At 63.7% G+C, this 15,625-nt stretch carries 8 protein-coding genes; 4 read left to right on the top strand and 4 right to left on the bottom strand.

From position 1 onward, the window contains the following. Positions 1 to 204: 204 nt before the first annotated feature. Together LB552_RS11450 and LB552_RS11445 are read right to left on the bottom strand one after the other, a co-directional pair. Positions 205 to 2,259, bottom strand: a complete 2,055-nt coding sequence (locus LB552_RS11450) for a bifunctional aldolase/short-chain dehydrogenase (RefSeq protein ID WP_224605438.1) — start codon at positions 2,257 to 2,259, stop codon at positions 205 to 207. Between the two features lie 83 nt (positions 2,260 to 2,342). Continuing rightward, positions 2,343 to 3,308 (bottom strand): sugar-binding transcriptional regulator, encoded by a 966-nt coding sequence (locus LB552_RS11445; protein ID WP_224601179.1) that lies wholly within the window; start codon positions 3,306 to 3,308, stop codon positions 2,343 to 2,345. A 203-nt stretch (positions 3,309 to 3,511) separates the two neighbouring features. Here LB552_RS11445 and LB552_RS11440 point away from each other — a divergent pair, with 203 nt between their 5' ends. From LB552_RS11440 to LB552_RS11425, 4 genes are all read left to right on the top strand, one after another. Then, entirely contained in the window at positions 3,512 to 5,152 is a 1,641-nt protein-coding gene (locus tag LB552_RS11440) for an acyl-CoA synthetase (RefSeq protein ID WP_224605435.1), read from the top strand. Positions 5,153 to 5,598: 446 nt separating this feature from the next. Continuing rightward, positions 5,599 to 6,204 (top strand): TetR family transcriptional regulator, encoded by a 606-nt coding sequence (locus LB552_RS11435; protein WP_224605432.1) that lies wholly within the window; start codon positions 5,599 to 5,601, stop codon positions 6,202 to 6,204. Between the two features lie 83 nt (positions 6,205 to 6,287). Further along, positions 6,288 to 7,421, top strand: a complete 1,134-nt coding sequence (locus tag LB552_RS11430) for an efflux RND transporter periplasmic adaptor subunit (RefSeq protein ID WP_411965917.1) — start codon at positions 6,288 to 6,290, stop codon at positions 7,419 to 7,421. Between the two features lie 311 nt (positions 7,422 to 7,732). Continuing rightward, complete coding sequence (locus LB552_RS11425; protein WP_224605428.1) at positions 7,733 to 10,885, top strand: efflux RND transporter permease subunit; 3,153 nt, start codon at positions 7,733 to 7,735, stop codon at positions 10,883 to 10,885. Between the two features lie 291 nt (positions 10,886 to 11,176). Here LB552_RS11425 and LB552_RS11420 read toward each other — a convergent pair whose 3' ends face one another. Together LB552_RS11420 and LB552_RS11415 are read right to left on the bottom strand one after the other, a co-directional pair. Further along, entirely contained in the window at positions 11,177 to 12,886 is a 1,710-nt protein-coding gene (locus tag LB552_RS11420) for an APC family permease (RefSeq protein ID WP_224605426.1), read from the bottom strand. Between the two features lie 362 nt (positions 12,887 to 13,248). Next, complete coding sequence (locus LB552_RS11415) at positions 13,249 to 15,618, bottom strand: DUF1989 domain-containing protein (RefSeq protein WP_224605424.1); 2,370 nt, start codon at positions 15,616 to 15,618, stop codon at positions 13,249 to 13,251. Between the last annotated feature and the right edge of the window lie 7 nt (positions 15,619 to 15,625).

Below are 15,625 nucleotides of genomic sequence, written 5' to 3'. Positions count from 1 at the left end.
GTTGGAGCCCCGCATGCGAACACGAGGCGCCCTTAAACTGGCTGAGCAATACCCGAAGGATTGGTGTGGATTTTGACGGGTACGAGCAGTTCTTCAGCAGAAGCGTCAAAGGCCTTCGATTCAAACTGCGTCAAGACAAGGGGACTTGGGCGGCTCGTCGTTTCGCGAAAACAATGAACCGCTCCAGTGCCTGCCTTTACATCCTCAGCGCAGCGCCGCCGCGATGTTGCCGCCGTCCACCGTCGTCACATCCGCCGTGGTGCGCTCGGCCAGCGCCTGGTGCAGGAAGGCCTGCGCCACGTCGTCGGCCGTCACTTCCTGTCCCAGCAGATTGCCGGACATGTATTCTTTTTCGGACACGCCGCGCGCGCCGGAACGGCTGGCGATCATCGCGTCGGTCAAGAGACCCGAACGGATGCGGTCGGCGTTGACCGCGTTGGAGCGGATGCCATAGGCGCCGTAGTCAAGCGCATACTGCCGCGACAGGAACAATGTCGCGGCTTTCGGGATGCCGTAGGCGCCGAATTTCGGGCCGGGATTGATCGCCTGCTTGGAAGTGTTGAACAGCAGCACGCCGCCCGTACCCTGTTCCAGCATGATGCGCACCGCATTCTGCGCCGCCGACTGGTGGGCGAAGAAATTGAGTTCGAAGCTTTTGCGCAAAGTGGCGTCGTCGAGCTCGCCGATGCGGCCTTCCCAGGCAGCGCCGGCATTCGAGACCAGGATGTCGAGGCCGCCATAGACCGAGACTGCCTTGTCGAAGGCAGCGCGCATTTCGGCCGGCTTGGTGATGTCGGCGCCGACGCCGATCGAGTTGTTGCCGGCTGCCTTCGCCGCCTCCGCTGCCTTGGCCGGATCGAGATCGACGATCACGGCATGCGCGCCATTGGCCGCGAACAGTTTTGCCGTCGCGGCCCCGATGGCGCCGGCGCCGCCGGTGATCAGCACCACCTGGCCGGTCAGCGGCTTCGGCTTGTTCGAAGCGAGCTTGGCCTGCTCGAGAGACCAGTATTCGAGCGGGAAGAGGTCGGCCTTGGAGAGTGGATGGAAATTGCCGATCGCTTCCGCGCCGCGCACCGCCTCGATCCACATCTCGCCGACATCCGACGCGATCTTGGCATCCTTCAGCGTGCGGCCATGGCCGAACATGCCGAGGCCCGGCACCAGAGTCAGGCGCGGCATCGGGTCGAGCATGGTGCGCTTGACGTCGTCCAGCGCGTCATTGGTTTCGAAATAGGCGGTATAGTCCTTGATGAAGGCATCGACATGGCTGCGGACGGTGGCCTTGTAGTCGCCGAGCTTGTCCATGTCGGGCGCCGGTACCGCCATCGGTCCGGTCTTGATGCGGATCGACAGGTCCGGCGTCGATACCCCGCGCCCGGCCAGCTCGGCGATCTTGGCGGAATTGATGAAGTCGACGATCGCGTCCGAGGTGCGGAAGTCGCTGATCATGCGGTCGAAGCGGCCTTCGCCGCGCGCCACGGCAACGGCGCCGCGCAGCGTCGGCGCGATGTCGCTGGGCTTGGCAAGCTTTGCCGGCAATGCTGCCTTGGCCGGCTGCGGCTTGCCGTTTTTTGCGACATAGTCCTCGGCCATGGTCACATAGTGGATCATGCGGTCATAGGCCTGTTTGGCATCGTCGCCGAAGGTGAAGATGCCGTGCTTGTCGAGGATCAGGCCCTCGACTTTTCGGTCGGCGTCGAAGATTTCCGCCGCAGCCTTGGCGAGGTCGAAGCCCGGCTTGATGTAGGGCACGTAACCCATCTTGTCGCCGAACACCTTTTTCACCAATGCCTTGCTGTCTTCCTGGTCTACGACGGCAAGGATCGCCGTCGAATGCGTGTGGTCGACGAACTTGTGCGGCAGGAAGGCATGAAGCAGCGTTTCGACCGACGGGTTGGGCGAGGACGGATCGATGAGGTTGGAGCGCTGCAGCGCCACCATGTCCTCGTCGGAGAGCTTGTCCAGGGAGCGCGCCTTGAGCAGCGCGCCCATTTTCACCGCCGGCAGGCCTTGCGGCTCGATGACCGCCATGTCCCAGCCGCTGCCCTTGACGCAGAGCACGTCCCATTCGTCGCCGACGAGATCGGTGGCTTTGGTCTTGCAGGAGGTGTTGCCGCCGCCATGCAGCACCAGGCGCGGCTCGCCGCCGAGCAGGCGGGTCGTGTAGACGCGCAGCGCAAGGTCGCGGCCGACGCCCTTCCTGGCATAGTCGGCAACCATCTTTTCCGCGTCGGCGTCATTCCAAAGGTTCTGCATGTCGATACGTCCGATTCCGTCTTTTCTTGCTCATGAACAGAAGGCCGCGACGTCGTGATGACAGAAGCGGCGAGGGTGGTTTTCTACGAGGCCTTTTTCGTTGCCGCGCCGGCGTGCTGAAGCAGGCGCTCGGCCATATGCGCGCCGACCACCAGATGCGTGCACAGCCCGCCGGCGATGGCCGCAAGCAGCGGCTCGAACTTGGTGTCTTCCTGCACCACCATCAGCCGCTTCTCGATGGCGCGCAGCGAGGCGAGCTCGGCGGAGATGACGCGCCTATTGTAGCTGCAGTCGAGCACTTCGCCCATGGCGTCGATGATCTGTCCGGCGATGACGCCGGCCGCACCCTGGCGCCGCAACGTCTCCATCTCGGCCGCCGACAGCGCGCCGCATTTCACCAGATGGCTGTCGGCGTCGACCGCGCCGACGGAATAGAGCGCCAGATCGCAATCGGCGATGCCGGCCAACTGGTCGCGGATCACCGGCTCGGCACGCAAACCTTGCGCCAGGCCTTCCGTCGACAGAACCAGAGGGGCGTAGAAGTTGAGGCCCTTGGCATTCAGCCGTCGCGCGATCTCCATCGTGCACTGGTCGGGCCGGTAGGAATAGGGCGCGCCGAGATTGCCGCAGAGCTGCACCACGGTGACGTCCTGCAGGTCGGCATAGGACATGATGTCGGCGATGGTGTAGACGGTGCGGCCCCAGGCGACGCCGATGCGGTCGCCTTTTTTCACCAGCTCGAGAAAGACGCTCGCCGCCAGCACGGCGATATCGGTCGAGGGATCGGCAAGGTAAGCATTTTCCGGCGCGATCCAGACGGCGTCGAGATCGAACGCATCTTCCAGCCGTCGCGCCATGACGTCGTCGGTGAAGAGCTGGGTCGAGGTCGAGATGTTGACGATGCCGGTCTCGCGTGCCTTGCGCAGATACATGGCGACCGAGGCTCGCGAAATGTTGAGCTGGCTCGCCACTTCGTCCTGACGCAGGCCATGCGCATAGTAAAGCCAGGCGGCCTTGTGGATGAGCTGTTCTGCCGGTCTGATCGCCATGCCGCCTCCTCGGCTGACATTAGTCACGGCTCTCGACAAAAGTCAAATTGCCTGCGCGAGCTGCGATCGTCTCGCGGCGCGGTCCAATCCGGATCGCCATTCCACCAAGCCGGCGCAGCATAGCATTTTCAGCCGTGGAAGGGGGATAGCGTGACGGCCGGCCTAAGGTTAGAAAGCTCGAAAAGAACATCGGGGAGAACGGGATGGCCAATCCTTACGAACAGGATCTCGACAGGAACGCTGCCAACCACCAGCCGCTGACGCCGCTCACCTATCTTGAGCGCGCGGCCAAGACCTATCCCGACCACATCGCCATCATTCATGGCAACCAGCGCATCACCTATCGCGATTTCTGGCGCCGGTCGCTGAAGCTTGCCTCGGCGCTCGCGAAGCACGGCGTCGGCAAGGGCGATACGGTGACGGTGATGTTGTCCAACACGCCGCCGATGCTGGAAGCCCATTTCGGCGTGCCGATGGTGAAGGCGGTGCTGCATTCGCTGAACACCCGCCTCGACGCCGCCGTCATCGCGTTCCAGCTCGACCATGCCGACAGCAAGGTGCTGATCGTCGACCGCGAGTTCTCGGGCGTCGTCAAGGACGCGCTGGCCTTGGCCAAGGTGAAGCCATTGGTCATCGACTATGACGATCGGGACTATGCCGCCGACGCACCCTATCCGAAGGGCGAACGGATCGGCTCAGCTGATTACGAGGAGTTCGTCGCGGCCGGCGACGAGACCTTTGTCTGGTCGATGCCCGATGACGAGTGGGACGCCATCTCGCTCAACTACACCTCCGGCACCACGGGCAATCCGAAGGGCGTCGTCTATCACCATCGCGGCGCGGCGCTGATGGCCTACACCAACACCATCCACGCCGGCATGGCCAAGCACGCGGTTTATCTCTGGACGCTGCCGATGTTCCATTGCAACGGCTGGTGCTTCCCCTGGACCTTGGCCGTGCAGGCCGGCACCCATGTCTGCCTGCGCTGGGTGCGGGCGAAGCCGATATACGACGCCATCGCCGACCACGGCGTCACCCATCTGTGCGGCGCCCCGATCGTCATGTCGGTGCTGATCAACGCGAAGGACGAGGACAAGCGGCAGTTCGCGCAGACCGTCACCTTCAACACCGCCGCAGCGCCCCCGCCGGAGGCCGTGCTGTCCGGCATGGCCGATGCCGGCTTTGCCGTCACCCATCTCTACGGCCTGACCGAGACCTACGGCCCGGCGGTCGTCAACGAGTGGCACTATGAGTGGGACGCGCTGGAGAAGGGACCGAGGACGCAGAAGAAGGCACGCCAGGGCGTGCGCTATGCAGCGCTTGAGGGCCTCACGGTGATGAACCCGGAGACGATGATGGAAACGCCGGCCGACGGCGAAACCATTGGCGAGGTCATGTTCCGCGGCAACATCGTCATGAAAGGCTATCTGAAGAACAGGAAGGCCACCGACGAAGCCTTCGCCGGCGGCTGGTTCCACTCCGGCGATCTCGGCGTCATGCATCCCGACGGCTACATCCAGCTCAAGGACCGCTCCAAGGACATCATCATCTCGGGCGGCGAGAATATCTCCTCCATCGAGGTCGAGGACGCGCTCTACAGGCATCCGTCGGTTGCCTCCTGCGGTGTGGTTGCCCGCGCCGATGAGAAATGGGGCGAGGTGCCGATCGCCTATGTCGAGCTGAAGCCCGGCAAGAGCGCGACCGAGGCCGAGATCATCGAGCACTGCCGAGGGCTGCTGGCGCGTTTCAAGGTGCCGAAGGCGGTGGTGTTTGCCGAAATCCCGAAGACCTCGACGGGGAAGATCCAGAAGTTCCGGCTACGGGAGATGGCGAAGGGGGTGTAGTTCGCTCCTCCCAACATGGCTTTGACGTCGACAATTTGCGCCAGCGCCCGCGACGTCGTCATCCTAGGGTGGAGCAGTCGCGAAGCGACGTTGCGGAAACCCTAGGATCCATGCCGCTACTTTGCGGCCGCGCTCCGGCGGTTGAGAATGGCCGCAGCGGACGGAAAGTGCTGACCGGCGTAACATCTTGATCTGCTTCGTTCTTCGACCGGCGTCACGGAATGGATCCTCGGGTCTGCGCGCGTCGCTTCGCTCCTTGCTCCGCCCGTGGATGACGACGTCGCAGGCGCCAATGGCTAATCGTCAACGTACTCACCGCGGCCCTCGCAACTGTCACCATCTGTCACCAAATTATACGCGTACGTCGATTTCGCGTTGACTCCCCGCCGCTTTCGTTTTACGACTGATGAAAATTGAAATTCGTCACCCATCAAAACGAAAGCGTTATGTCAGAAGCCGCCCACATCGTGGCAGACCCCGCCAGACAGGAGAATGTGACCCGCATTCTCGACTGCGCCGAGCGCCTGTTCCGCCACTATGGCTACGGTAAGACCAATGTTGCCGACATCGCTCGCGAGCTCGGCATGTCGCCCGCCAACATCTACCGCTTCTTTGCCTCCAAGGTCGAAATCCACCAGGCCGTCTGCGGCCGCATGCTCGGCGCCAGCTACAAGATGGCCTATGAGATCATGCACCTCCCGATCAGCGCCGAGGAGCGACTGAGCCGCTATATTCATGCCCAGTACAAGATGACGCTCGAGACCATGCTGGACGAGCAGAAGGTGCATGAGATGGTCATCGTCGCGCTGGAGCGCGACTGGTCCGTCATCGACAAGCATGTCAACAGTATCCACGACCTGTTCGCCGAGGTGATCCGCGAGGGCATCGAGGCAGGCGAGTTCAGGCAGCAGGATCCTGAAACCGCCGCGCGCTGCTTCGGCGCCGCCACCGTCATTCTGTGCCACCCGCAGATGGTGGCGCAGTGCCTTGCCAAGACCAACCGGGCAATGCCCGACGAACTTATCGACTACGCCATCAGAGCCTTGAAATAGAAGCCGCCCGCCGCGTGCGGTCGACAGATCATCTCCAGTTCGGGAGTGCTAAAGTGTCTTTGCCCAGTTCCATCCTCCGCAGGCTGCCGGCCGCCGGCCTTCCCGCCATCGGCGTCGTCGTCGCCGCGCTTGCCCTTGCCGGCTGCAGCCAGGAAAAGGCCGAGGTCGTTCAGGAAGTCGTCCGGCCGGTCAAGGTGGTCGAGATCGGCGAGGCGCGGACCACCCGCCAACTCGACTATTCCGGTTCGGTGCGCGCCCGCATCGAGATGAACCTCGGCTTCCGCATCGCCGGCAAGGTCACCGAGCGTCTGGTCGATATCGGCCAGCATGTGAATGAGGGCGATGTGCTCGCCCGCGTCGACCCGTCCGACTACGAGCTGTCGGTGAAGAGCGCGCAGGCCAGCCTGGACGCCGCCGAACGCCAGGTCGAAACCGTCGATCTCGCCAGGAAGCGCGCCGAGCAGCTCTATGCCAAGAACTTCGCGCCGAAGTCGCAGCTCGATCAGGCGCGGCTGGCCTACGACCAGGCTGTGGCGGCGCGCGATGCCGCCCGCTCGACGCTGGCCCAGGCGCAGAACCAGGTCCATTACACCGATCTCAAGGCCAGCCAGGCCGGCATCGTCACCGCCATCTCCGCCGATGTCGGCCAGGTGGTCGGTGCCGGCACGCCGGTCATGACGGTCGCGGTGGACGGCGAGAAGGAAGTTTCGATCGCGGTGCCGGAGATGGATATTGCAGGGTTCAAGCCCGGCAAGGAAGTCAAGGCAAGCTTCTGGTCGGACGAAGGGCTGACGCTTGACGGCAAGGTCCGCGAGGTCGCCGGCAGCGCCGATCCGCAGTCGCGTACCTTCGCTGTCCGGGTTTCGCTGCCCAACGATCCGCGCGTGCTGCTCGGCATGACGGCCAATGTCGAGGCAACCGTCGGCAGCAAGGCGCAGCTCGTATCGATCCCGTTGACCGCAATGACCGAGAAGGATGGCAAGCAGATCGTCTGGACGGTCGACCGCGCCTCCGAAACAGTCCATCCGCGCCCGATCAAGGTCGCCAACTTCACTGCCGACGGTGTCGCTGTGGCGGACGGCCTCAAACAGGGCGACGTTGTGGTGGCGGCCGGCACACAGTTCATGACCGAGAATCTGAAGGTCAAGCTTGCAAGCGACGCCCAGCAATCCGCCTCGGCGGAGGACGACGTCGCGACCACCAGCAGCCTGCACTGATGCTTGTCGCCCAAAAGTGCGAAGCGGTTTTGGGACAACGACATGCATCGAACTAAAACCTGAAGTCAGGCGTAACGAACGCCTTTCCCGCTCTCGCTTCGTCAAGCCGCGAGCCGGGGAAAGCATGGGTTCCGGGCGGCGAACGCCCGATCGTGAGATGCCGGCATGTTGGCTCCCCCGCAGCAGTGCCGCGTCGAGCGCGATTTGCGAGCTCTCTCCGCTTGAGGGTCTCGCCGCCCGGAAGCCCACCGAACTGGAAGCGGCATGCCAAGCGGGCGTGCCTTGCCGATCAATTGGACTGGACGTGTGCCATGACCACCAGCGACAGCAGCACTGAAAAGCGGCCCTTCAATCTTTCGCGTTGGGCGATCGGACATCCGAGCATCGCGCGCTTCCTGTTCGGGCTGATCATCCTTGCCGGCGCGCTCGGCCTGATGCGCATGGGCCAGAAGGAAGACCCCGACTTCACCTTCCGCGTCATGGTGGTGCAGGCGGTCTGGCCCGGCGCCTCGATCCAGGACATGGAGGATCAGGTCGTCAACAAGATCGAGCGCAAGCTGCAGGAAACGCCGCATCTCGATTTCGTCCGTTCCTACACCCGCGCCGGCAGCGCCATCATCACCTTGCAGGTCAAGGGCGACACCAACACCGAGGAAGTGAAGGACGCCTTCTACCAGGTGCGCAAGAAGGTCGGCGACATCTCCAGTGAATTGCCCCAGGGCCTGCTAGGCCCCTATTTTAACGACGAGTTCGGCGACACCTTCATCACGCTGCATTCGATCAGCGGCGACGGCTTCACCTATCCGGAGCTGAAGAAGTTCGCCATCCAGGCGCGCGACATGCTGTTGACGACACCGGGCGTCGAGAAGGCCGTCATCATCGGCGACCAGCCTGAGAAGATTTATATCGATGTCTCGTCCAAGGCGTTGGCCGAGCGCGGCCTGACCATCCTTGACCTGCAAAACGCCGTGAAAGGGCAGAACGCCGTCGATCCGGCGGGCTCGGTCGACACCGGCCTGCGCTCGGTGCGCATCTCGGTCGAGGGCGACGTTACCAATGCCGCCGATATCCGCGAGCTCAGGCTGCGCTCGGGCAACCAGGTGACGCGCCTCGGCGACATCGCCACCGTCTCTTCCGGCCTCCAGGATCCTTACGACAACAAATACCTCTTCAACGGCCATCAGAGCGTCCAGCTCGGCGTCGTCATGGCCAAGGGTTTTAACGTCAGGGATGTCGGCAAGGATGTCGAGGCGACCTATCAGCGTTTCGAGGCAGGGCTGCCCTACGGCGTGTCGGTCGATCAGATCTCCGACCAGCCTCAGGTCGTCAAGGACGCGGTGAGCGAGTTCATGGAGGCACTCGGCGAGGCGTTGCTGATCGTGCTTGCAGTCTCGCTGCTGTCGATCGGTTGGCGCTCGGGCCTGGTGATCGCCATCGCCATCCCGCTCGTCTTGGCCGCCACCTTCGCCATCATGTACGAGATCGGCATCGACCTGCAGCGCATTTCGCTCGGCGCGCTCATCATTGCGCTCGGCCTTTTGGTCGACGACGCCATGATCGTCGTCGAGATGATGGAGCGAAAGCTGGAGGAGGGACTGGTCAAGATCGAGGCGGCGAGCTTCGCCTACACCTCGACCGCTTTCCCGATGCTGACCGGCACGCTGATCACCACGGCCGGCTTCATCCCGGTCGGCTTCGCCGCCTCCACCGCCGGCGAATATGTGCGCACGCTGTTCTACGTCGTCGGCATCGCGCTGGTCGTGTCGTGGTTCGTCGCCGTCTATTTCACGCCGTGGCTGGGCTACATGATCCTCAAGCAGCGCAAGCATGCGGGCACTCATCACGATGTCTTCGATACCGGCTTCTATCGCCGGCTGCGCGCAACGGTCACCTGGGCCGTGCGCCACCGCATCATCGTTTTGGTGATGACGCTGGTTACTTTTGCCACCAGCCTGTGGGCCTTCCAGTTCATCCCGCAGAACTTCTTTCCGCAATCCTCGCGCCCGGAAATCCTGGTCGACCTGTGGCTGCCGGAAGGCACCTCGATCAAGGATGTCGAAAACCAGGCCAAGTCGTTTGAAGGCAAGATGGCGGACGATCCGGACAAGCGCTTCATCGCCACCTATATCGGCGAAGGCGCGCCGCGCTTCTTCCTGCCGCTCGACCAGCAGCTGCGCAACCCGAACTTCGCCCAGCTGCTGGTCATGGCCAAGGACGAGCCGGCGCGCGAGCGGCTGATCGTCAAGATGCGCAAGATCCTGGCGCAGGACTTCCCCTCGATCCGCGGCAAGGTCGACCGCCTCTTCCTCGGTCCGCCGACCGGCTGGCCGGTGCAGATGCGCGTCATGGGCCCGGACCGCAAGGAGGTGCGCCGTATCGCCGATGAGGTGAAGGCGAGATTCCAGGCCAATCCGCTGCTCGGCGCCATCCACGACGACTGGCTGGAACCGGTGCCGGCGATGAAGCTGGTGATCGACCAGGATCGTGCCCGAGCCCTCGGAGTCACCTCGCAGCGCATCCGCCAGATGCTGCAGGCCACCATGTCCGGCGCGCCGCTAGACGACTTCCGCGACGGCGAGGAGACCGTCTCGATCGTCGCCCGCGAGCCGGAGGCGACCCGTCACCTGCTCTCTTCGGTCGACTCGGTCTATATCCCGACCGACTTCGGCGGCTCGGTGCCGCTCTCGCAAGTGGCCAAGGTCGTGCCGGTGATGGAGCAGGGCGTCGAATGGCGGCGCGACCGCCTGCCGACGATCAGCGTGCGCGCCACGCTGCCGGACGGCGTGCAGTCTAACGACGTCGTCACCAAGATGTACAACGACATGAAGGATCTGCGCGCCGGTCTTGCGCCCGGCTACAACGTCGAGATCCAGGGCGGCGCCGAGGACTCGGCCGAAAGCCAGGCCTCGATCGCCGCCAAGGCGCCGATCATGCTCGCCGTCATCGTCGTGCTGCTGATGGTCCAGCTGCAGCATTTCGGCAAGTCGATGCTGGTGCTGGCCACGGGACCGCTCGGCATCATCGGCGCCGCAGCGGCGCTGCTGATCAGCGGCGCGCCGTTCGGCTTCGTCGCCATCCTCGGCGTCATCGCGCTGCTCGGCATCATCATGCGCAACTCGATCATCCTGGTCGATCAGATAGACCAAGATATCGCCGCCGGCATGGAGCGATCGGAAGCGATCGTGGGTGCAGCCGTGCGCCGCTTCCGGCCGATCATGCTGACGGCGCTGACCGCGGTCCTGGCGCTGATCCCGATCTCGCGCGGCGTCTTCTGGGGGCCGCTGGCCTACGCCATGATGGGCGGCATCCTCGTCGCCACCGTGCTCACCATCCTGGTGCTGCCGGCCGGCTACGCCCTGTTCTTCGGCCGCGCGCCGAAGAAGGCCAAGACCGACGAGCAGGCGCCCGAGCCGGAGAACGTCGAAGGCATCGAAAGACCGCAGCTGGCCTTGGCTGCGGAATAAAAGGTGGCAACCTTGGATCATCCGTCATCGGCGAAAGCCGGTGGCGGATGACCCGCGTCAAGATCCGCGGGGCGGAAAAATGCGCTGCGGCAAGGCTTCCGCAAAACAGAATTCTTTCTCAGCAACGCCATAAAGGTTCGAGGCTGCGCGAGAATCTCGGCCTGAAGCGTCCAGAAAATCGGCTCTTTGTAAGCGAGGCGGTCCGAAAGGCCGGCTGATCCCGGGACGGGGCGATCGGCAAAAAAGAACGGGCGCGCCGAGGCGCGCCCGTCTGTTTTCAAGGCTGCCGCGTCAGATGACGAACACCCAGTTGGCGATCAGCATCACCACCACGCCGGCAATCAGTGTCAGGTAAGGCAGCATGCCCGCTTTCTTTACCGAGAGGTCGGCCCCCGCCATGCCGAGGTCTGCCAGCATGTGTTCGGGGAACTTGCCCTTGTCCTGGACGTAGTGGCGGAAGCAGAACACCGGGATGATCAAGGCAGCGGTGATCAGGCCGGCCCACAGCGCCATCGGGTTCCATACCTTGGCGCCGGCGCCCATGAAAATGGCGTTCACATAGGCGAAGATAGCGCCGATGCCGAGCAGCCAGGTCGGCGCCTTCCAGGGGCGGTTGATGTGGCCATTGTCGATGCGATGGATCCAGCCCGCGTTGAGGTTGAGGAAGTTGAAAATGATGTAGCCGCAATTCGACACCGCGAGGATGAAGAAGAAGCTCGTCGCGTCGGCCGAGGCGATGGCCAGCACGATCAGGTTGAAGCAGAGGTCGGTCCACATCGCCCGCGTCGGCGCGCCATGCTCGTTGACGTGGCTGAGATAGCGCGGCAGCCAGCCGTCGACCGAACCCTGGTAGAGCGTGCGCGAGGAGCCGGCCATCGCCGTCATGATGCAGAGCACCAGGGCCAGGATCATCAGCATGACCAGCAGGCTGTGGATGATCTTGCCGCCGCCGACCATGCCGGCCAGCGCGTCGGCGACGCCCGAGCCGTCGACGATCGGCGTCGCCAGCATGCCGTTCAGGCCGAGCACGCCCTGGAAGGTGAAGGGCACCAGGATGAACAGCAGCATGCAGAGCAGGCCGGAATAGAAGATCGCCTTGAACGTGTCGGTGCCGGGGTTCTTGAACTCCGACGTGTAGCAGACGGCCGTCTCGAAGCCGTAGGTCGACCATGCCGCGATGAACATGCCGCCCAGCACCAGCGTCCAGCCGGCGATGTTCCACGAACCCGGGTCGGGCGCGTAGGCGGCCGCCAGCGGCACCAGCGGCGAGAAGTTCGCCCAGTCGATCTGGCCGGTGAAGATCGGCACGACGCCGACGATCAGCATCGGGATGATCACCAGAAGGCCGATATATTTCTGCACATTGGCCGTGCCGAGGATGCCGCGATGCTGGATCGCGAAGATGATCAGCATCAGCACCGCGCCAATGAAGAAGGTGGCGTTGAAGGTGAAGGACACTGGACCCAGCGTATGGCTGAACAGCGACCAGGTGCGGATCGCGGGCGTGGCGGCAGCCGCCACCGCGGCGATGGCGTCGGCAGGCGCCGTCCCGGCATGCGCAGCGATGTAGGCGACGACTTCCGGCGATGTCTCGGTGAAGGCCGGGATCGGCGCCAGCGCGTTGAGGATGTAGGCGGCGGCGATCGAGCAGCCGAGCGACAGCACCGGCGACCAGGCGAACCAGTTGCACCACACGGATAGCGGCGCGATGAACTTGGAATAGCGCAGCCATGCCGTGGCGCCGTAGATGGAGGCACCGCCGGATTTGTTCGGGAACAGGCCGGCGATCTCGGCATAGGTGAAGGATTGCAGGAAACCCATGATCATGGATACCGTCCAGATCAGGAAGGCCAGTGTTCCGGTCGTGCCGGCAATGCCGCCGATCGAGAACAGGACCAGCGCTGGAACGCCGCTTGCCACCCAGAAGGCGCCACGCCAGTCGATATGCCTGAGCAGCTTGCTTTCTGCAGGCTGCTCGAGGGCCGTGCTTATCGTGCTCATATCTTGTGTCTTCCCCTTTTTGTTGTTCCCCGCCAGCGATGCTTCGACTCTTGCGAAGCTTGCTCCCCGGCAAATCGACGTCGGCCTGTCGTGTTTCCACTCAGTCGTATTTTTTTCTTAAGAGTGAAGATTGATCCGACGCGCTTTCGCGTCAAGCGTTTTGTGGATGTCATGCACATCGCGCTTGCGAAACATGCTCTTTCCTTCTCCCCTTTGTGGGAGTGGATCGGCGCGTAGCGCCGAGACGGATGAGGGGTGTTCCAGCGAAGTGAGCGGCTGGTGTCTTCTGGAATACCCCTCATCCGACCGAACTTCGCTCGGCCACCTACTCCCACAACGGAAGAAGGCAAGAGTTGCCGCTATCAGGAACGCGGCTTGGTCTTCTGCGGATCGTAATGGGCGAAGGCGACAACCCGCGCCGGCAGCCGCTTGGCGTGGCCGTCGAGCTTGCCGATCTCGACCTCCGTGCCGATCTCGGCGTGAGTGACGTCGAGCCGTGCCAGCGCGATGGTCTTGCCGAGCACCGGCGAGCGCATGCCGGAGGTGACGACGCCGATCTGGGCGCGGCCGACATGGACGCAGTCGCCGTGGCCGACGGCGACATTGGCATCGATGTCGAGACCGACGAGCTTGTGCTGCGGATGCTCCTTGCGCCGGATCAGCGCGTCGCGGCCGATGAAGTCGTCGGCCTTGGTCTTGAGTGGCACGGTGGAGCCAATGCCGGCCTCGAACGGATCGGTCTGGTCGGAGAATTCGTAACCGGCGAAGATCAGTCCCGCCTCGATGCGCACCATATCGAGCGCCTGCAGGCCCATCGGCTTCAGCCCGTGCGGCTGGCCGGCCTCCCAGACGGCGTCGAACACTTTTTCGGCGTCGCGCGGATGGCACCAGATTTCGTAACCGAGTTCGCCGGTGTAGCCGGTGCGTGAGACGACGACGGGCACGCCATTGCCGCCGCAAATGCGCGCGACGGCGAAGCGGAACCATTCGAGCTCGCCGATCGATGGCTGCACGGGCGAGGTCCAGACCACTTCCTTCAATATGTCGCGGCTCTTCGGCCCTTGGACGGCGATGTTGTGCATCTGGTCGGTGGAGGAGCGCACCAGCACGTTGAGGCCGAGTTTTTTCGCGGTCTCGCGCAGCCATTCGCCGGAAAGATCGTCGCCGCCGACCCAGCGAAAATTATCCTTGCCGAGCCTGAGCAACGTCCCGTCGTCGATCATGCCGCCATGCTCGTAACACATCGCGGTATAGACGACCTGGCCGACGCCGAGCTTCTTGACGTCGCGGGTCAGCGTGTATTGCAGCAGCGCTTCGGCATCCGGACCGGTGACCTCGAACTTGCGCAGCGGCGACAGGTCCATGATCACCGCGGCCTGCCGGCAGGCCCAGTATTCGGCGATGGGGCCTTCCTTAGCGAAGGAATTGGCGAGCCAATAGCCGCGATATTCGACGAAGTCGCGCGTGTGCTTGGCAAAGCTCGAATGAAAGGCTGTCTCGCGGGTCATCTTCGGTTCCGAGTCGGGCTTCATGCGTCTGGCGATCGCTCGCGAGAATTTGTGCTGGCCTGAATAGGCGCGCACATGGATGTCGGTGAGGTCCCAGCCATTGGCGGGCGTGGTGTCGTCCGGGCAGGCCGAGGAGACGCAGACGATGTCGGTAAGGGCGCGCAAGAGCACATAGTCGCCCGGCCGCGACCACGGCTCGTCCGACACCATCACGCCATGCGCGTCGATCGCCGTGTTGAAGAAGAAATTGATCGCCATCCAGCCGGCGCGGGGCGTCACGCCCTTGTCCGACAGCGCCTTGTTGAAATTCTCCGAGCAGTTGGTGTGTCCGGGATAGCCGATGTCGTCGTAATATTTGGCGGCGCAGGCGAGCGCGAAGGCGTCGTGCCGGCCACACGTGTCCTGCACGACCTCCACCAGCGGCTCCATGTCCTGGTCGTAATATTTCGAATGCAAGCCGGGCATCGGATAGGCCGAACCCATGAGCGTGCGGGTCGTCGTCACGTCGAGCGGCAGGTCGCGGCCCTTGTCCAGCTTGCGCGCCGAAAAGCACTGGAAGTCGGTGCACTGCCGGCCGTCGACATCGATGATCTGCAGATAGTCGCCGGCCTTGACGAAATAGGATTCGGCGGTCGCCGAATGCACCCTGAGATCGAGCAGCGGATCGGCGAGCGGATCGGCAAGCTGGCCTCTAGTCTTCAGCCGGATCGTCGCTCGTCGCACGATCACGGTGAGCGGCGTCGCCGTGTTGTGACCGTCGACCAGCATCGGCCCGCCGGGAGCTGCGATCAGCAGCGCGCCGTCGCGCTGGATGGCAAAGCTCTGCTCGGTGCCGGCCGGCGTGGCGCCGCCGAAAACGCGCACGGCCTTCGGCTGGTCGAGTTGCACGTTGCGGCGCTCAAGGCTGAGACGCAGCGCCGAGAGGCTGTCGTCGCCCTCAGCAAGCAGCGCCTTGATGCCCGCGGCGTTGCTGTTCGACCGTTCGCCGAAAATGCCGGGATCCGTCGCGCCTGATTTGTCCCAGGCCAGCAGCTCGCAAGGCTGGCCGCCTTCGACATTGCTCACGCTGACGCTGTCGCCGGCCTCGACGTCGATCAGCGCCGCGCCATTGCCCTGGACGGTATAGCGCTCCATCCCCGGCGGCAGGCTGATCTGGCCAGGCCTAAGGATCAGGCTCGGCTTGGGCGGCCCGGACAGGACGGCGGGGTAGGGCGACTGGCTCATCTAAAAC

Origin of the sequence: Mesorhizobium sp. CA7, from assembly GCF_020165015.1 — a bacterium.
In the GTDB taxonomy this organism is placed as follows: Bacteria; Pseudomonadota; Alphaproteobacteria; order Rhizobiales; family Rhizobiaceae; genus Mesorhizobium.
Note: the sequence above shows the minus strand (reverse complement) of the source record. Positions and strands in the feature narration are given on the sequence as shown.

Excerpts from the sequence above, each read along its gene's own strand:
- LB552_RS11450 (WP_224605438.1), bottom strand. The coding sequence starts at position 2,259 with ATGCAGAACCTTTGGAATGACGCCGACGCGGAAAAGATGGTTGCCGAC.
- LB552_RS11445 (WP_224601179.1), bottom strand. The coding sequence starts at position 3,308 with ATGGCGATCAGACCGGCAGAACAGCTCATCCACAAGGCCGCCTGGCTT.
- LB552_RS11440 (WP_224605435.1), top strand. The coding sequence starts at position 3,512 with ATGGCCAATCCTTACGAACAGGATCTCGACAGGAACGCTGCCAACCAC.
- LB552_RS11435 (WP_224605432.1), top strand. The coding sequence starts at position 5,599 with ATGTCAGAAGCCGCCCACATCGTGGCAGACCCCGCCAGACAGGAGAAT.
- LB552_RS11425 (WP_224605428.1), top strand. The coding sequence starts at position 7,733 with ATGACCACCAGCGACAGCAGCACTGAAAAGCGGCCCTTCAATCTTTCG.
- LB552_RS11420 (WP_224605426.1), bottom strand. The coding sequence starts at position 12,886 with ATGAGCACGATAAGCACGGCCCTCGAGCAGCCTGCAGAAAGCAAGCTG.
- LB552_RS11415 (WP_224605424.1), bottom strand. The coding sequence starts at position 15,618 with ATGAGCCAGTCGCCCTACCCCGCCGTCCTGTCCGGGCCGCCCAAGCCG.